The organism is Cypionkella psychrotolerans, assembly GCF_001294535.1.
GTDB classification, from domain to species: Bacteria; Pseudomonadota; Alphaproteobacteria; order Rhodobacterales; family Rhodobacteraceae; genus Cypionkella; species Cypionkella psychrotolerans.
On the sequence record NZ_LGIC01000077.1, the window covers coordinates 51,302 to 69,688 of the forward strand.

An 18,387-nucleotide genomic window follows, 5' to 3' on the forward strand; every position below is an offset into this window, starting at 1 on the left:
CCATCAGATCAAGCGCGCTGTTTTCGATCCTTCATTGTGTCAAGAACCGCAAAGCCCGCTGGATTTCAAAGATCGTGTCTCCCTTGAACCCAACTGCCCTTGGGCTGTTAAGGTAGGCACCCGGGTAAAACGAAGAGCGCCAAGCATCGCTGGGGGTCACAAATTCCAAGGAGATCTCGAATGGCCCGCCTGCCGCAGGGGTTCGGTGCGAGGAAGCCGTCTTCAAGGCTTTCTCAACGCCGTCGCGGATCGCCTGACGCGCCCGCGCTGGTGAAATCGAAAGCGAAGCGCGCCCGAAGCCTTCCAGTGTCGCCACAGTGTGAATACCGGGCACGAGTGCCACGGCATGCCTGCACATTTCTGCGTCGCCGGATAGGAAGACAGAAGACACGGTATGACGCGCGGCAGTCAGTGAGTTCATAGTGAATTCTGACGCAACCTCGCCGTTCAGGATCAGGCGCGAAATCCTCAGGTTTGTGCTATGGGCCAAAGGATTAGCCTGGAACACCGCCTTAGAATGATAGTCCGTGTAGATCGCAGCGGCAAAACTGGGATCAATGCCAAACATCATGGCATCCGGGTGGCCCGACCATCCGCGCATGATCTTAACATTTTCGGGCAGCCGATTAAGGGCGAGGTTTTGACCGCTATCATGCGCATCTTTGATCACCACTTCGGTGGCACCTGCGGCAAGCGCTCCCTCGCAGGCGGCCAGAACCTCGCCCGTCATCAGATCGCGAAATTCTTCGTAATCGGCATGGCTGCGTTCGGCTTCATCCCAATGGGCGATGCCGGCGGTGCCTTCGATGTCAGTTGATATAAAGATTTCAACGCGTCGTTGCCATTGCCCAGTCAATCAGTGATGGAAATTTTAGATCCGCGCGCCCCTGGCCTGCACGGCCTTGGGTCGTTCGGGCCGCGCAAAGCGCGTTCAGAACCGCCTCTTGGGTTGCCTCGGCCGCCGCCCGAAAAGGCAGATCGATCAGATCATCATTGAGGCGCTGGACGCTGTCAAATGCGCCGCTTGGCGAATGCGCAATCGGGTCTGCCGTGGTAAAGGCCAATGCGATATCACCTGAACCATGCCCCCAAAAAGCCCCAAGCCGCGCAAGTCCCGCCCCACCTCGCCGCGCAACACGTTGCAACTGGAGATCAGCAAGCGGCAGATTGGTGGCCAGAATGACGATGACCGATCCCCTTTCTTGCAGATTTGTGCTCTTTGGGTTCGGTCTGCGCCCGTCGGGCAGTATCAGGTCGCCAGATCGGCCAAAGTTCGCCAAAACCAATGCGCCAAGCGTAAACTCTTGCCCTGCAATCTCAAGACGCCGAGAGGCGCTGCCAATGCCCGCCTTGAACCCGAAAGCGGTCATTCCAGTGCCGGCACCGACCGAGCCTTGCGGCATAGGCCCCTCGTTTGCCCCATTCAATGCCACCCAAGCATCAGATGGCTGCACCGCCAAGGCCTGTATGTCGTTGATAGCGCCGTCATTACACTCAAACACTAACGGATTGACGGTTGATGCCTGCCGCCCGATATCCGGGTTAGCCATGATCGCGCGACGGATCAGCGCGTCGCTGCAAGCCGCGACGCCAAAGGTATTGGTCAGCAAAATCGGCGTTTCTATCGTGCCGAGTTCTTCGACCTGCATAAGCCCAACAGATTTTCCAAAACCGTTGATAACACTGACGCCCGCGCGCACCTTCTGCCGGAACATATCACCACGATGCGGAATGATTGCGGTCACCCCCGTGGCAATCCCGCCGCCTGTCAGCGTCTGATGTCCGACCCTCAGGCCTGCCACGTCGGTGATGGAATTCAGCGGACCGGGCGAAAGAGCGTTCATGCCGTCTGCCCAAAGGCCCAAGGATCTCGCATCTGTCAAATTGGCATCCTGTTATCTATCTTCCTACCCAAGTTCGGGCAGACACGCTCAAACTTGGAGTTCTTGGCTGGGAGGTGCAACTTGAATGTTAGTGGTGCTTAAGCAAATAGAGCCTGTTTAACGCCAGCGTCTCTGAAACCGTCCACTTCGCGCAGTATCTGCTCAAGCACTGTCAGGATCATCTCGACACCCGCGCCATCAATCGTCAGTGGTGGACGGATTTTGAGGATGTTGTCAAATGGCCCTTCGCATCCAATCAAAATACGATGCTCGCGCATGCGGTTTTTGACGTAGTCGGCAATCTGGGATCCGGGAGCGCGGGTCTTCGGATCCTCGACCAAATCAACACCGATGAAAAGGCCATACCCTCGGACATCGCCAATCACCTCATGCCGGCGTTGCAGGTCTCTTAGGCCGTTCAGCAGGTTGGCACCCATAAGGCGGGCATTTTCCATTAGCCCTTCATCATCCACGATATCCAGCACCTCTTTGCCCATCCGGCAAGACAGGGTGGAGCCGCCAAACGTAGAAAAGTATTCCGGCCCGTGTGCAAAGGCATCGGCAATAGCATGGGTGGTGACAACAACGCCCAGTGGATGCCCGTTGCCGATGGGTTTGCCCAATACTACGATGTCGGGCAGCACCTCTTGTTGTTCGAAACCAAAGTAGTAGTCACCCAACCGGCCCAAACCAGTTTGCACCTCGTCCGCAATGCAAACGCCGCCGGCGGCACGAATGCGCCGGTAAACACCTGCAAGGTAGCCCTTTGGCGGAATGATCTGCCCACCAACACTGGGAAATGTCTCGGCGATGAACCCGGCAAGCTTTCCGCCCCGCTTGACAATCGCGTCCAGTGCCGGATCAACCATTGTCGCAAACTTTTCCGCTCGATCAGGGTCATCCCGCCGAAAGCTACCGCGATAGTCGTCGGCCACTTCGACCAGTTGCACCCAGTCGGGTTGACCAACGCCGCCTTTGGCATTGAATTTGTAGGCCGATATGTCAATCGCGCCGGTCGTATTTCCGTGATAGCCGTGATCGGGCGTGATAATGTCTTTACCGCCCGATTTGGCGCGCGCGAGCCGAAGGGCAAGCTCGTTCGCCTCGGAACCAGAATTGACAAAGAAACAAACCGAAAGCCCGTCCGGCATTTTCGAGATGATTTTCTCGGCAAAGGCCGATTGTGCCGGATGCAGGTATCGGGTGTTAGAGTTCATTCGCCTCAGCTGATCTGCCGCCACCGCCTGAATGCGCGGGTGGGCATGGCCGACATGGGGGACGTTGTTATAGGCGTCCAGATACGGGCGGCCCCATTCATCGAACAAATGGTGCTGCCAGCCGCGCAAAAGCATGACGGGGTCAGCATAGCTGAGCTTGAGGTTGCGCCCGAAAAGCTCTTGCCGCTTGGCCAGAATTTGCTTTTTGTCGATCGGTTGATAGGCCACCTTGTCGTCGGACAGGTTCATCAAAGCCGCAGGATTGGGGCAGATCGCCCCCCACAGACCCATCTCGTCTGGGTCCGCGACCCCCGGCCAGTCCTGACCCATGCCATCCGTGGTAAGGGCAAGCTGGAAATGGACATGCGGCGCCCAACCGCCCGACTGGGTCACATCGCCAAGACGGGCAAATGCCTCGCCCTTGGCAAGCGGTTGGCCGATCCGCAGCTTTTGACAGACCTCGGGGTTCAGATGGCCATAGAGCGAGAAGAACGCGTCACCGCTCGGCGTTTCGTGCCGCAAGATGACAACGCCGCCGTAATCAAGATGGTCCGGCCGGTTTTCCACAACATGCACGGTGGCATCCATTGGGGCGTAAAGCACGGTTTGTGCGGGACCAAAGGCGTCGATGGCCAGATGCACGGTCCGCCGGTTTGATGCTTTCCACGGCCCGCGCCGGAAGGCGGACGCGGTATAGATCAGGCGCGGCTCGTTATAGTAGCCTAGCCAGATACGGCCGTTGTCTTCAAACTCTTGCCCGATCAAGGCGGCCTCGGCCAATGGCAAATCAAACGGGTTCCGCGGGCTAGTCGAGTTTTCAACCGAAAGCGACCCCATCGGAGCAGCGGTCAAATCCGCACCCATGATGGGCGCAAAACGGCCGCGGTTTTTGTCGAGCCAGTCCAGGATCCTCGGAGCAGCGTCGGTGACAGGAAGCCCGCAGACTGCGCGTAGGCGCTTGGCAACCAAACCCGGATTGACCAGACCAGATTCAAGAAACGCCCATGCCGGTGCTTGTGAGATGGTTACATAGGGATCATCCGGCTTGGCCAAAGCCATTTCGGTCGAATTCACCACGCTGACAGCAAGGCGCATGCGCAACAGAGGCCAGATCATATCGACCTCTGCAGCCGTCAGGGGATAGGCGGCATGATAGCCCGCAACAACATTCTCCAACGCTTGTTCCGGCGAAGAATGCCCAAGCACAATATAGGCACACGTGATTGCAAGATCGCAGATCCGCGGGCTGGCGCACATATCCCCCAGATCTAAGATGCCCGAGACATGCGGGGCCGTCGTCAAAGAGCCGTCAACAAGGAGATTGTAATCATTTACGTCATTGTGGATCGCGATTTGAGGCAGGCTTTGCAGATCCGACAAGATGGCACGAAAATCCGCAAGAATACCCCTCAGCAGATCATGACGTTTTGCATCAGCGACAAGGTGAAGTTTGTGCGCGATCCAATCGGCTTGGGTGAGGTTCCACTTGAAATCTCGTGACAGGGCCGGATGCTTGAAATTCGTCAATGCCAGTCCCATCGCGCCGACAGAATGGCCAATATTTGCCAACAATGCTGGGCTATGGGGCAGAAACTTCGCGTATGTGCGCCCTTTGACTCTCTCTAAAAGCCAGACATGACGGGCAATGCCACTTTCATCAGGCACGGCCGTAAAAAGTGCGCCAGCGCGGGTTCTTACGACACGCGGAACGGTGACATTGGGCGCATTCATCGCGATGTGATCAAACGCTCGGCATTGTAGGTCGATGAAGTCGGCTTCGCAGCCTTGGCGCATGACTTTAAGCACAAAATCGTGCGTGCCGGTTGCAAGGAAGTTGAGATCAAACTCACCATCAAGTGGGCTGAGTTGGGCCGTTATTCCCCAAACTTCTTGCAAAACGCTCTGCCAATTTGCCGTCATTTCAACCCTCAATTATTGTCCCCACCTGTCTATAAATTTCCATTATCCAAGAAAATTTGTTAATTTGCAGGCAAAACTGACCCGTGGATTTCCATCGAGAACTGACCCACCTGAGGGTTATGGTCCGGGCTTCAGGCCTCGGTCAAGACTTGTATATTTCGATTGCGGGCGTGTTGCCCTTTATCAGCCCGCTTTGGCTCTGTCGCAAACTTTTGAGTATCCCGACGGTCAGCTGATGTTACTGAATACGTCGAGAGAAAAAAGCGCGCGGTTTGAGCACAATGGTAATTGATTTCAGAGGCGTACACCATCCGAAACCGGTGATCTTGTTTGCTGTGTTTTGCAGAGTACCCCAAAACGTGGGGCAGTCACGCTGCCACCTTGATTTCTCTGTCTGATTTCATGCCGGGGTACCATTGCTGGAATTTTGTGCGCAGCGTACCGTCGAGTGTGCGCGTACGGGTTTGCAGCATGAGGTGGGCACCCACCTTTGACCATAGCATTAAGGTTACACTGCTTCACCAACAGCCCAAAGGCAGCGACAAGATCTACGCCCTTCATGAGCTGCAGGCTGACTGCATATCAAAGGGCGAAGCGCGGGTGCGGTATGAATTCTGCTGCAAGGTCAGCATTGCCGCCACGCCGGACGAGGGCTTCGTGGTCGGCATGCGCAGCTTTTCTGGCAATCCCTATGACGGCATACGTTGGCCCCGGCGCTGGGACAGGTGGAAATCCTGACTAACCACAGGCCCGACCTTGCCTTGGTTGACCGTGGTTATCGTGGTCATGGCGTGGACAAAACTCGCGTGCTCATCAGCGGAACCAGACGCGGACTGACGCCCAAGCTTGTCGCTGATCTCCGCCGCCGCAGCGCCATCAAGCCTGAGAAAGGGCACATGAAATCCGATGGCCGCCTTGCACGTTGCCCCCTGAAAGGCACCATCGGCCCCTCTCGGGCATGCCAAGCATGCCCTGCCGGGAAAAGGACGCCCTCTTTGCGGTGCTGTGCGGTTGCGGCCAGAACATCCGAAAGATCCTCGCCCACTTCACGGCACTTTTGTCCCTCATCATTGCGGGCATATTGCCCGCCTACAGACCACACCAGACCAATCGCTATTAGACGTTGGCAGCATGACGCGTCGTTCAGGATCGACCATGGTAGTGTAGAAGCCGCTTGAAGATCGGTGGCGCCTGGTGGTAGATTCCAGCGGCGAAGCAAGGCTCTTAAGGAAACGAAAATCATGCGGGAACGGCGCTTGGTCCAATGCGATGTGTTTAGCGAAATTCCATTGAAGGGCAACGGCTTGGCGGTGGTTGTTGAGGGCACTGGCCTTGATGATCAGGTCATGCAAGATTTTGCCGCCTGGACCAATCTTTCGGAAACCACGTATCTGTTGCCGCCCACCCACCCTGACGCCGATTACAAGTTACGCATCTTCACCCCAATGCGGGAGCTGGCCTTTGCCGGGCATCCAACGCTGGGCAGTTGTGCGGCCTGGCTTCATGCGGGCGGTGTGCCAAAACGTGGCGGGCTGGTGGTTCAGGAATGTAACATCGGCAATGTCACCATCGACAACCGTGGTCCCTTGCCCGGATTTGTCGCCCCGCCCACACGGATCAACCCAATGCCCGCCGACCTGCAGGCACAGGTGCTAGCCGCGCTTGGGATCGCGCCGGAAATGCTGAAAAGCGCCGTCATTCTGGACAATGGCTCGCTCTGGCATCTGTTGGAACTGGACGAGGCGGCAGCAGTTCTGGCGGTTTCTGCGGCAAAGGTGGCGACGCTGCCGGGGCTTGGCATCGGTCTGCTGGCCGCCAGCCCAGCCAATGCCGCCAGTCAGTTTGACATCCGCATGTTATCCGAACGCACCCCGGGCTTTGAAGACCCGATCACCGGATCGCTGAATGCGGCCGTGGGAATGTGGCTGCTGTCGCATGGGCGGCTCGCTCAACCCACCATCATCGCGCAGGGCGTCAAGGTGGCCCGGATCGGGCAGGTACATCTGCTGCCCGGCGCGCAAGGCTCCGGGCAGGTTCTGGTGGCGGGCCGCACCCATATCCTGATTGACGGCAAGGTGCGGCTGTAACGCCCCCCGCGATCAGATGGACCGGATCGCACCGCCATCCACCCGCAAACGGCTGCCGGTGACATAGGACGCCTGATCGGACGTCAGAAATACCACCATCGCGGCGAATTCCTCGGGACTGCCATAGCGCCCGGCGGGGATCACTGCAGCGGAGGCCTTTTGCACTGCCTCAACCGTGCTGTCTGTGCGCTTGGCCGCGGCGGCGTCCAGTTCCGCCACGCGGGTTGTCTGGATGCGCCCGGGCATCACGATGTTCACGGTGACCCCTTCGGCGGCGACCTCGGCGGCCAGCGTCTTGGACCAGCCGACCACCGCCGCCCGAATGCCGTTGGACAGGGCAAGATTAGGGATCGGCTGTTCCACACCCGACGAGGCGATGGTGATGACGCGCCCCCATTTGCGGCTGCGCATTCCGGGCAACACTTGCGCCGTCAGATGGAACAGATTGGCGGCCATCGCCTCGAACTGCGCCAACCATTCGCCGCGCCGCGCCGTGGCGGCCGCCCCCGGCGCTGGCCCGCCGGAGTTGTTGACAAGGATATCCACCCCGCCCCGGTCAAGAACCGCAGCGATCAGCGCCTCAACCGAGGCGAGGTCAGACAAATCGGCGGAGAGCGCCGTCAGCCCCGGTGCCTCCCCGGCCCACTCCTGAATGGTCTTGGCATTGCGGGAAACGGCGATCACTTCGACGCCTTCGGCCAGCAACCCTTCAGCCACCGCGCGGCCAAGGCCACGGCTTGCCCCCATCACTAACGCGCGCTTGCCGGCAATCTTCAAATCCATCAGTTCAGTTCCTTCAGACGATGTTCCTGCCGCCGGATCAAACGTTCGATCTCGGCGATGGTGGCGGCGTTCAGCGCGCCTCCGGGGCGACGCAGCGCGCCGCTTGCGATGACGCCGCGCCGTGCCATGGTGTATTTACGCACTGCAAGCCCGATGCCCGGCTGCTGTTCATAGCGGGCAAGCGGCAGATAGGCGTCAAACAGATCCTGCGCGCGGTCTGCCTCCCCGGCCTGCATGTGGCGCACCACATCGACCATCATTTCGGGATAAGCAAAGCCGGTCATCGCCCCATCGGCCCCCCGGCTCATTTCTTCGGGCAGGAACATGCCGCCGTTGCCGCACAAGATTGAGATGCGGCGGTTCAGGGATCCCTCGGCCCGCAGCGCTGTTATCTTGTCCAGCCCCGGCCAGTCCTCATGCTTTAGACAAACGCAGCTTGGCAATTCGTTCACAATGCGCCGGATCACCGGAACCGACATCTGCACATTCGTCACCAAAGGGAAATCCTGCAACACGAACGGCGCATCGCCGATGAAGCCTGCCGCCTGCATGTAATAGGTGACGATCTGGTCATCGGTGCGCAAGGCCGAGGGTGGTGCGATCATCACCCCCGCCGCGCCATCGGCCATGACCGTGTCTGTCAAGGCGGCCATCTGCGCAAAGCCGGGGGCCGACACGCCGACCACCACCGGAACCCGGCCCGCCACCCGCGCCAGAATGCGGCGGACGATGGTTTGCGACTCCTCGATGGTCAGCTTTTGCGCCTCACCCATCATGCCCAGCACAGTCAACCCCGTTGCCCCTGCTGACAGGTAGAAATCCACCATCCGGTCGGTGCTTTCAAGATCAATCGCGCCATCGGCATGGAATGGGGTCACAGCAATGACATAGACGCCCTGCGCGGTTTCGTTAATTAAGGTCACAGGGATTATCCTTTTGTCGTGTGATAGGCGCGGGCAAGGGCGACGCGCCCAATGGCCATGGCGGCGGCAGCCTCGCAGGGTTCGACCACGGGGCGACTAAGGGCTTCGGATAGATCGGCGCGGTAGCTGGTCATGCCCGCACAACCAAGGATCAGAACCTCGGCCCCATGGGCATCGCGCAACTGCGTGCCAATGCTGCGCAACCGGTCAAACGTGCGGTTGCGGTCTGTCAAGTCGGCGACACCGAGTTCTAGCGGCAAATCGGCGGCGAGGCGGTCCATCACTCCCATCGCGCCCAGCATCCGCATGTGACGCGGCACGGACCGCGACAGGATCGACAGGATGCCGAACCGTTGGCCGATCGTCATCGCTGTCAGAATGGCGCTTTCAGCAATGCCCAGCACCGGATGGCTGCTTTGTTCGCGCAAGGCGGCAAGGCCGGGGTCGGAAAAGCACGCGGTGACAAAGGCCGAAGCCCCCGACTCCAATGCCGCCGCACGCGCCAGAAGCGGCGTCACCACGCCATCGACATGGGCCTGCGTCTCGATCCCCCTTGGGCCTTCGTCAAGCTGGATCGCCGCAATCGGCACCGGGCTTGCGGCGCGCAACGGCTCCATCGCGCGGTCGATGCCGTCGGTGACAACTCGGCTGGAGTTCGGGTTGATGATGTAGATGGTCATGTGCGCCCTTTCCTTTTCACGTCGCGCCTGCCGGATAGCGGGTCCGGCCCCAGAATCCCGCTGGTATCCCCAGCATGTCTTGCGCGCCGATCCGGTCAATCATCCGTTCGGCCTCCCGTTGGGCATCGGCCAGCACGGCCGCCTCATCCGTGTGAACTGCTCTGCCCTTCTGGAGCAACACTTTGCCGCCAATCAGCACGGTGTCCACATCATTGCCATTGGCAAAGTAGATCACCCGGAAGGGCTCCATGTTGACCGGGTGCAGATGCGGGCGCTGCATGTCGATCAGGATAAGATCCGCCGCCTTGCCCGGCTCAAGCGAGCCGATGCGGTCCTCCATCCCCAAGGCCTTGGCTGCATCAATCGTCACCATTTCCAGCGCCTTGCCAGGCGGCAGCACGAGCGGATCGCGGAAGTGGCGGCGGTGATAGTGCATGGCCTGCTGCATATGGCGGAACATATCGCCCGAACGATCCGGCGCCGTGGCGTCAGAGCCGATCGCCACAACGGCCCCCGCCTCCATCAATTCGATTGCCGGACAACGCCCCAGAATGGAGGCGATGGCCGAAGGGTTGTGCGCAATGCGCGTTTGGGTTTCAGCACAGAGCAGGATTTCGTCGTCATGCAGCCCAATGCAATGCGACAACAGCGCATCCGGGCCAAGCAGCCCAAGGCCCTGCGCCCGCCGCACCGATCCGCGGGCGTGGCCGTCTTGCGTAAACACCACACCCCGCTCACGCGAGAGGGCGCGTACCGCCTGCGCCTGACGGCAGGCATCCTCATAGTCGGTGGCGGGCATGGAGGCTTCATGCTCATCCCGCAGAACCGGATAGAGCATGGCGATTTCAAGCGTCTGCACGCCATGCCAGCGATCCAGAAGCACCATGCAGGTTTGCATCTGACGCTCAAAGCTGACGGGATAGGGCGCGGTGCCGTCGGCGGCGGCATACAGGCGCGGATGCGGTGCGCGGGTCGGGCCGATGGCCACCACCGACCGCGTGCCGACCTGGGCCACCCCTTCGCAATGGGCAGAGCCATACGCGGGGTCGTCGGTGCGCATGATCGTGTCACCGCCGCCCAACAGTGACACCCCGCAGGTCACACCAAAGCGCAAACGTTCCAGCGCAGCCAGCCGTGCCTCGGCATACCAGAATTCGGGCGGTGAGGCGGTGGTGTAAACCGCGCCGCACATCTCTTCCCAATGGTTCGCTTGCTCCATCCCCATGGTTTTGATCAACCCATGCCCTGCATGGGCATGCACGTCAATCAGACCCGGCAACATCACTTTGCCAGACGCATTGATCACTTCCGCGGCTGAGTGGTCGCGCTCCACCTCATGCTTCGGACCGATGGCAATGATTTTTCCCCCCGCTATGGCCACAGAGCCGTCGCGGATCACCCGGCGGGCCGGGTCCATCGTGATTAGGGTTGCCCCCGAGATCAGAAGATCAGCCATGTGTCACCTGCGGCAGTTGGGTTACGTCCAACACGGCATCCGTGCCCAGCACAAAATTGGGATGTTGCCCGGCAAGCCCAGTCACACGCACCGGATTGTAAAGGGTCAGCCATGCCGGATCGACCTGCATGACGGCATAGGCCTGCGCATAGATCGCCGCCCGCACCGCAGGGTCAACGCAAGCGCGGCCCTGATCTATCAACGCCTCCAGTTGCGGGTTGTGATAGCCCTCCCACCACGACCCTTTCACCCGCGCATCCAGCTTTTCAACCAGAACCCGGTAGGTGGAAAGTGGGCTGGAATCGAACACCGCCAGATCCCGGATTTCCTTGCGGCGGACCATATGCGCGTAGGCTTCGCGGTCCTCATGATAGGTTACGTCCAACGTGACCCCGATCAACGCCAACTGCGCGGCCAGCGCCGCCGTCAGCCGCACCGCCTCATCCGGCAGACGGGTCGGGCAAGACACACCCAACATCAGCCCCTCCGCAAACCCGGCCTCGGCCATCAGGGCTTTGGCCAAATCCAGATTGGGCAGCGGGGCAGGATCGCGGCCAGCGCCGAAATGCACCGGGCTGATAAAGCCATAAAGCGGGGTCGCTCCCCCCCCCATCACATCTTGGACAAGCGCGTCACGGTCCAGCGCCAGATCCAACGCGCGGCGCAGGCGGCTGTCGGTCAACGGGCCTCTCGCCGCATTCATCAGGAAGATGATAGCCACCGGGTTCAGCGTTTCAACGCGCGTCACACGAGGCCCGAGATCCACCCCATAGGGCAGATTGGTGGCCACCTGCGCCACGCCCACCCGCACCGCATCGGCCCGTGCCCCGGCATCGGGCATAGCTTGAAATATCAGATCCGGTGCCGCTGATCCGCTCGCCGCTGCAGTCAGGTGAACCCGGCCGGGACTAGCCCCTGCCACTCGATAAACCCCGGTTCCCGCCATCGCAGCCAGATCGCCCGCATCCATGCGCGCCAGAGTGTCCGGCGACAGGATGAAGCCTTGCACCAGCACATCCAGCAAATCCGCCATCGGTTCGGCAAGCCGGATGCAAAGCTGCCGCCCCTGCATCTGAATATCCGCAGCGCCCAGATACTGACGCCATACCGCAGGTGCCCCCAGGGTATAGCCTTTGTCCTCCCGCGCCATGCGCTGCAACGATTGCGCCACCGCTGCCGCATCGCAGGGCGTGCCATCCTGAAACACCGCGCCTTCGCGCAAGGTGAATTCCCAGACGCAGGCATCCGCACTCAGCGTCCAGCTTTCGGCAAGCTGCGGGGCAAAGTACTGACCGACACGCCGCACCAGCGTTTCGGCCACCGCCGATAGGATCGCCAGATCATCCGCAGCATCAGTGCAATCATGCGGGTCGACCAAATCGGCCCGGCGCTGCAGAATCGTGATAGGGGCGGTCATGGCATGTCCCTTTGCGGCTCGTCAGTCAGATGGCAGGCGACGGATTGGCCGTCGCCCATGTCGCGCAGCGCCGGGCGCTCCTGCGCGCACCGGTCCCAGGCATAGGGGCAGCGTGTGCGGAAACAGCAGCCGCTGGGCAGGGCCAATGCGCTCGGAACCTCGCCCTGCAATTCGATCTCGGGCCGGGAGCGGGTGGGGTTGATGCTGGGCGCCGCCGACAAAAGCGCACGGGTATAGGGATGGCGCGGCATGGCAAACAGCCGGTCACGCGGTGCGGTTTCCACCAGAAAGCCCAGATACATCACCCCGATCCGGTCGGCGATGTGATGCACCACCGAAAGGTCATGGCTGATGAACAGATAGGCCAGCCCGAATTCGTCGCGCAGATCCATCATCAGATTCAGGATTTGCGCCTGCACCGAAACATCCAGCGCCGACACCGGCTCATCCGCGATGATCAGGCCGGGATTGACCGAAAGCGCCCGCGCGATGCCGATGCGTTGCCGCTGCCCGCCGGAAAACTGGTGCGGATAGCGCCCCGCGTGTTCGGTGTTCAGTCCGACCTTTGCCAGCAGCGCCGCCACCCGCTCCGCGACCTCGCCCGATGCTAACCCGGATTGGGCACGCAGGGGTTCCGCCACGATGTCGCGCACCTTCTGGCGGGGATCAAGCGAGGCGAACGGGTCTTGAAAGATCATCTGCATCTTAGATCGATAAGGGAGCAATTCTGCCTGCGACAGGCTGGCAATGTCCTGTCCATCCAGCCGGATATTGCCAGCGGTCGGGCGGTAGATCCGGGCAATCGCCTTGGCTACGGTCGATTTCCCACAACCGGATTCCCCCACCAGCGCCAAAACTTCCCTCTTGGCGATAGAGAAACTGACACCGCTCACCGCGCTGACGATCCGGTCCTGCAGATGCAGCCGCCCGCCCTTCATGCTGATCCGGTCCAGCAGGCCGGGGTTCAGGCGGAACTCTTGCCGCAGATCTTGCACCTCAAGCATCGCGGTCATGCGGTTTCTCCTGAGACAAGCGGAAAGTGACAGGCGGCACTCTGACCCTCTGCCCGGGCCACAAGCGAAGGCTCCACCTCGGAACAGATCGCCGCCGCACCCGAACAGCGGGCGCGGAAGGCACATCCTTTTGGCAGGGCGCGGATATCCGGCACCGTGCCGGGGATCTGGCGCAGCCGGGGCAAGCGATGCGCCGGGTCGGGGATGGAATCAATCAACCCGCGTGTGTAGGGATGCGCGGGCGCTTCCAGCACCTGCCGCACGGGCCCGGTTTCCACCACGCGCCCGCAATACAGAACGGTGATCTTGTCCACCATCTCGGCCACCACGGCCAGATCATGCGTCACAAGGATCAGCGACGCGCCCTGCTGACGGATTTCCCGCCGCATCAGCCGCAGGATCTGCGCCTGAATGGTGACATCCAGCGCGGTTGTTGGCTCATCCGCGATGATCAGCCGGGGCTTTGCCAACAGGGCAATGGCGATGACCACACGCTGCCGCATCCCGCCGGAAAACTGGTGCGGGTAGCTTTCCAGTCGCTCCTCCGCGCGGGCAATCCCCACGCTTTCCAGCATTTCGACACAGCGCTGCCGCCGCGCCTTCTTGTCCAGTTCGGTGTGCAGGCGCAGCATCTCGTCCATCTGGCGGCCGACGGTGTGCACCGGGTTCAGCGAAGTCATCGGGTCTTGAAAGATCATCGCGATCTCGCGACCCCGGATCTCGCGCAGTCGCCGCTCCGGCGCGTTGGCCAGTTCTTCCCCATCAAACAGGATGGACCCGCTCTCAATCTTGCCCGGCGGATCAATCAGGCCCAGCAGGGAATATCCCACCACCGACTTGCCGCCGCCGGATTCCCCCACCAGCCCCATCACCTCGCCCGCAGCAAGATCAAAGCTGACGCCGTTCACCGCCTTCACGATGCCCGAAAAGGTGTGGAACCATGTGCGCAGTTCGCGCACGCGCAACAAGGGCTGCATCTCAGTTGTCATGGCGCACCTATTTCAGCCGCGGATTAAGTTCGTCGCGCAGGAAATCGCCCAACAGATTGATGCCGAACACCATGGCCATGATCATCAATCCGGGAAAAAGCGAGGTCCACCACAGGCCAGAGAACAGCACATCAAAGCCGTTCTTGATCAGCAAGCCCAGCGAAGGCTGCGTCACCGGCACGCCGACGCCTAGAAAGCTGAGCGAGGCTTCGATCAAAATGAACGTGCCGACCTGCACGGTTGCAACCACGATCAGCGGCGTCATCACATTTGGCAGAATATGCCGCCAGATGATCGCCGCGTCGCGCAGACCCGCCACTCGCGCCGCCTGCACATATTCGCGTTGCCGCTCGCCCAGTGTCGAGCCGCGCACCGTCCGCGCATAGACAACCCAGCCCACCGCCGTCAGCGAAATCAGGATCTTGTCGATCCCGGTGCCAAAGGCCGACATCAGGAATAGCGCGATCAGCATGGACGGAAACGAAAGCTGGATATCGGCAACCCGCATGATCAGCGCATCAATCCAGCCGCCAAAATACCCGGCCATCAGGCCCAGAAACGTGCCGATTACGCAGGAAAGTAACGTGGCCGACAGCCCGATCAGCGCCGAAATCCGCGTGCCATAGATCACCGCCGCCAGAACATCGCGGCCCTGACCATCGGTGCCCAGCAGATAGTTGGGGTTTCCCCCTTCCAGCCAGACGGGCGGTAGATAGCTGTCCAGCAGGTTCAACTGCATCACGTCATAGGGGTTTTGCGCCACCAGCGACGGCCCCACCGCGACCATGAACAGGCAGGCCAGCAGGATCACTGTACCACTGATCGCCGACAGATTGCGCCGCCAGTTAAACGCGATTTGAGTGGCCAAAATACGGGTCATCATGTCATTTCACCGTGATCCGGGGATCAATGAAGGTATAAAGAACGTCGATCATGAAATTGATCACCACAAAGATCAGCGCCACCAGCATCAGGTAGACGACAATCACCGGACGGTCGGCGCGGTAGATGCTGTCAATCAGCAGCTTGCCCATGCCGGGCCATGCAAAGATCGTCTCGGTGATCGTGGCAAAGGCGATCAGATCGCCCAGTTGCAGGCCGAAGATCGTGACAACCGGGATCAGCGCATTGCGCAGGCCATGTCCATACAGCACCCCCCGACGCGAAACTCCCTTGGCGCGGGCAAATTTCATGTAATCCTGTCGAGTCACCTCCATCATTCCGGCGCGGGTCATGCGCAGCAGAATGGCGAGCGTGCCGACCGACAGCGTGAAGGCGGGCAGGATGATATGGTGCCACCCCGACGCGGTGGCGAGCGAGGTTTCCACACCCAACACCGTGCCGATGTCGCCGCGGCCCGAGGAGGGAAAGATGCGGAATTCCACTGCCAGAACCCAAATCAACATCATGCCGACCCAGAACCCCGGAAGCGACACGCCCAGCAATGACCCCGACATGATCAGGCGGGACAGCGGCTTTCCGGGGTTTGCCCCTGCATAAACGCCCAAGGGAATTGCCAGAACCGTGGCAATCACCATGGCAACCACCACCATTTCCATGGTCGCGGGCAGCCGCTCCAGGATCAGATCAAAAGCGGGTTGCCGAAACACATAGGACAGCCCGAAATCGCCCTGCAGCAGACCAGACAGGAAGATGCCGTATTGCACGATCATCGGGCGATCCAGCCCAAGGATCCGCCGCGCCTGATCAATCTCGCCTTGGGTCGCGTCGATGGGAACGACCATGAACACCGGATCGCCGGTAAAGGTCATCATCAGAAAGACGATGACCGACACCGCCCAAAGAACGACGACCATCTGGATCAGTCGCCGGATCGTGAAAGCAAACATCGGTGGTCCTTTGCCAAAAAATGCGCGGCGCCCAGTCTGGACGCCGCGCAGGCGGGGAAGTTACTCGGACACGTCCATTTCATAAGCCCAGATAAACTTGTCGATCCGGGGGGTGAAGGTCACACCATCATGCGAGGCGTAGATGTCCTGCTCGTAATGGACCGGCACCATCGGGATATCTGCCAGCAAAAGCTTGGTCGCTTCCTGCAGGTGGGCGTCCCGTTCTTCCATGTTCGCGGTCGAATCCGCCTTGTCCAACAGCGCATCCAGATCGGGGTTGGAATAGCTGGTGCGGTTCACCTCGCCGTAACCCGGCTTCTTTTCGCGGCTGTAGTACAGCGCGTTGTACATCGACCCGGCATCACCAGACGGCACATCCCAACCCGACATGATGAAGCTCGAATTTTCGGACGGGGTGCGGATGTAGCCCCAGAAATTCGACTTCGGCATCATGTTCAGCTTCAGCTCAATGCCGATTTGCGCCAGCATCGAGGTCAGCGCCTGCGCGATCTGCGCATCGTTGACATATCGGTTGTTGGTGGCGTCCAGCGTCATCGTGAACCCGTCGGCATAGCCCGCTTCGGCCATCAGCTCCTTGGCGCGTGCCACGTCAAAGGGATACATGGCGTGGAAGTCTGCCCCCTCAACATAGCCCACATGCGATTCCGGCACGAACTGCGATGAAGCGGTCGCGAGCCCGTTCATCACCACCTTGTCGATGGTGGCCACATCAATCGCGCGGGCAATTGCCTCGCGCACGCGGCGGTCGGTCATCGGGTTCTTGTCCAGCGCGATCGTCGGAGATTTTTCCCGCACATCCATCGCCAGTAGAATGTTCAATAGGCTTGGGCGGGTCAGGACGGTGATGCCCGGTTCGGCCTTTGCCCGCTCCACATCGCGTACCGCAAGATCCTGCACCACGTCCAGCTCCCCTGTCAGAAGCGCAGCCGTCCGGGTTGCCGGGTTGGTGATCGGGCGGAAAACGACCGTATCGATCTTGGCCTTGCCGCCGAAGTAATCGCCGAAGGCCTCCAGCGTCAGGTGATCTTCCTTGACCCATTCCTTCAGCATGTACGGCCCGGTTCCCATCGGCTTCAGGCCGAGTTCGGTATCGCCCACCGATTTCACATAAGCCTCATTCAGGATCAGGATGGCCGCCAGATCATTGGGCAGCGCCGCATAGGGGCCGGGGGTGGCAATCTCGACGGTCAGATCGTCAATCGCCGTGGCGCTGGCGATATTCGCAGACAGGTTCGACATCACCGAGGCTTTCAGCCGGTCGATGGTGAACACCACATCCGACGCTTTCAGCGTCTCGCCATTGTGGAACTTGACCCCGGCGCGCAGCTTAAAAACCCAGGTCTTTTCGTCCTTCAGCGACCAGCTTTCCGCAAGGCCGGGGCCGAATTTCAAATCGCCGTCACGACGCACCAGGGGATCGTAAATGTGATAGAACATGATATTCGACGACAACTCCTCCCCCGCCTGCGGGTCAAGGATCGTCGGGTCAGATGTCAGGCCGATAGTGATGTCCTTGGCGTCCGCGAGGGTGGCAAAGGGCAGCGCAATCGCAAAAGTTGCTGTAGTCAGCAACCGGCGCATCGTGGTGTGTAGGGTCATGGGAAGCAACTCCTTGCTGGGATGGGGTCTCGGCGTTCGCCGTCTTCTTGGGAAAATTTCAGCGGGATCGCGGCTCAGTCCAGCGCCGACTGAACCTCGATCTGGTAGCCTTCGGGGTCGTTGAACACGAAGGCGCGGATGCGCAACGCGCTGCTGCTTTTCGTCTCAGTCAGGCCCTCGACGTTCTTGGATTTCACCCAAGCGTGCCAGGCATCAACATTCGGCACGCGAATGCAGATTTGCACCGGCTTCGGGTCACAGGCGCGGTGCATCCCGCGCGTCTCATCCACCAGCCCGACATGTGCTGCCCCGGTCACGCAGTAGATTTTCGACCAGCCCTGATCAATCGCCAGCCGGAACCCCAGCACGCCCTCGTAAAAGGCAATAGCGCGGTCAAGGTCGCGGTAATACAGAAAGGTGATGCCCAGCATCGGGCCATCGGGTCGTGTGACGGGAAGCGAAACCATTCTTTGCCCTGACGGTATATTGATTCCATCCACACGGTATACACAAAGAATTGTAAGTCAACTTCCTATGCGGAATTGCGGC

The 18,387-nt window shown here is 60.3% G+C and carries 15 protein-coding genes and 1 pseudogene; 2 read left to right on the forward strand and 14 right to left on the reverse strand.

What is annotated here, in order from left to right:
- Nucleotides 1-31: 31 nt before the first annotated feature.
- The 3 genes from AKV04_RS17990 to AKV04_RS18000 all read right to left on the reverse strand — a co-directional run bounded on the left by AKV04_RS17990 (nt 32) and on the right by AKV04_RS18000 (nt 5,020).
- Nucleotides 32-856: a M55 family metallopeptidase gene (locus AKV04_RS17990; RefSeq protein WP_054007800.1), complete on the reverse strand. Its 825-nt coding sequence runs from the start codon at nt 854-856 to the stop codon at nt 32-34.
- Nucleotides 828-1,883, reverse strand: coding sequence for a DmpA family aminopeptidase (locus AKV04_RS17995; protein ID WP_215905434.1), 1,056 nt, complete (start codon nt 1,881-1,883; stop codon nt 828-830). The genes AKV04_RS17990 and AKV04_RS17995 overlap by 29 nt, the downstream gene beginning before the upstream one ends.
- A 98-nt stretch (nt 1,884-1,981) precedes the next feature.
- Nucleotides 1,982-5,020: an aminotransferase class III-fold pyridoxal phosphate-dependent enzyme gene (locus AKV04_RS18000; RefSeq protein ID WP_054007802.1), complete on the reverse strand. Its 3,039-nt coding sequence runs from the start codon at nt 5,018-5,020 to the stop codon at nt 1,982-1,984.
- Nucleotides 5,021-5,533: 513 nt separating this feature from the next.
- On the opposite strand from AKV04_RS18000, the pseudogene AKV04_RS25720 reads away from it, so the two are divergent.
- Both AKV04_RS25720 and AKV04_RS18015 read left to right on the forward strand, forming a co-directional pair.
- Nucleotides 5,534-6,140, forward strand: a pseudogene (locus tag AKV04_RS25720) (IS5/IS1182 family transposase); the annotation flags it as partial.
- Between the two features lie 121 nt (nt 6,141-6,261).
- Nucleotides 6,262-7,107: a PhzF family phenazine biosynthesis protein gene (locus tag AKV04_RS18015; protein WP_054007804.1), complete on the forward strand. Its 846-nt coding sequence runs from the start codon at nt 6,262-6,264 to the stop codon at nt 7,105-7,107.
- A 12-nt stretch (nt 7,108-7,119) separates the two neighbouring features.
- On the opposite strand, the gene AKV04_RS18020 is transcribed toward AKV04_RS18015, so the two are convergent.
- From AKV04_RS18020 to AKV04_RS18070, 11 genes are all read right to left on the reverse strand, one after another.
- The gene (locus AKV04_RS18020) at nt 7,120-7,890 is read right to left on the reverse strand and encodes an SDR family oxidoreductase (protein ID WP_054007805.1); all 771 of its coding nucleotides are present in this window, start codon (nt 7,888-7,890) and stop codon (nt 7,120-7,122) included.
- Nucleotides 7,890-8,813: a dihydrodipicolinate synthase family protein gene (locus tag AKV04_RS18025; RefSeq protein ID WP_054007806.1), complete on the reverse strand. Its 924-nt coding sequence runs from the start codon at nt 8,811-8,813 to the stop codon at nt 7,890-7,892. Before AKV04_RS18025 ends, AKV04_RS18020 begins: the two co-directional genes overlap by 1 nt.
- 5 nt (nt 8,814-8,818) lie before the next feature.
- Nucleotides 8,819-9,493, reverse strand: coding sequence for an aspartate/glutamate racemase family protein (locus AKV04_RS18030; RefSeq protein WP_054007807.1), 675 nt, complete (start codon nt 9,491-9,493; stop codon nt 8,819-8,821).
- A 16-nt stretch (nt 9,494-9,509) separates the two neighbouring features.
- Entirely contained in the window at nt 9,510-10,949 is a 1,440-nt protein-coding gene (locus tag AKV04_RS18035; RefSeq protein ID WP_054007808.1) for an amidohydrolase family protein, read from the reverse strand.
- The gene (locus AKV04_RS18040) at nt 10,942-12,366 is read right to left on the reverse strand and encodes an ABC transporter substrate-binding protein (protein WP_054007809.1); all 1,425 of its coding nucleotides are present in this window, start codon (nt 12,364-12,366) and stop codon (nt 10,942-10,944) included. Before AKV04_RS18040 ends, AKV04_RS18035 begins: the two co-directional genes overlap by 8 nt.
- Complete coding sequence (locus AKV04_RS18045; RefSeq protein ID WP_054007810.1) at nt 12,363-13,379, reverse strand: ABC transporter ATP-binding protein; 1,017 nt, start codon at nt 13,377-13,379, stop codon at nt 12,363-12,365. Before AKV04_RS18045 ends, AKV04_RS18040 begins: the two co-directional genes overlap by 4 nt.
- Nucleotides 13,376-14,368, reverse strand: coding sequence for an ABC transporter ATP-binding protein (locus tag AKV04_RS18050; protein ID WP_054007811.1), 993 nt, complete (start codon nt 14,366-14,368; stop codon nt 13,376-13,378). Before AKV04_RS18050 ends, AKV04_RS18045 begins: the two co-directional genes overlap by 4 nt.
- A 7-nt stretch (nt 14,369-14,375) precedes the next feature.
- Nucleotides 14,376-15,251 carry an ABC transporter permease gene (locus tag AKV04_RS18055; RefSeq protein ID WP_235815697.1) on the reverse strand — a complete coding sequence of 292 codons (876 nt, stop codon included), beginning with the start codon at nt 15,249-15,251 and terminating at the stop codon, nt 14,376-14,378.
- Between the two features lies 1 nt (nt 15,252).
- On the reverse strand, nt 15,253-16,218 hold the full coding sequence (locus AKV04_RS18060) for an ABC transporter permease (protein ID WP_054007812.1): 966 nt from the start codon (nt 16,216-16,218) through the stop codon (nt 15,253-15,255).
- A gap of 60 nt (nt 16,219-16,278) precedes the next feature.
- Nucleotides 16,279-17,838, reverse strand: coding sequence for an ABC transporter substrate-binding protein (locus tag AKV04_RS18065; RefSeq protein WP_156317640.1), 1,560 nt, complete (start codon nt 17,836-17,838; stop codon nt 16,279-16,281).
- Between the two features lie 74 nt (nt 17,839-17,912).
- Complete coding sequence (locus tag AKV04_RS18070) at nt 17,913-18,305, reverse strand: VOC family protein (RefSeq protein ID WP_054007813.1); 393 nt, start codon at nt 18,303-18,305, stop codon at nt 17,913-17,915.
- Nucleotides 18,306-18,387 lie beyond the last annotated feature (82 nt).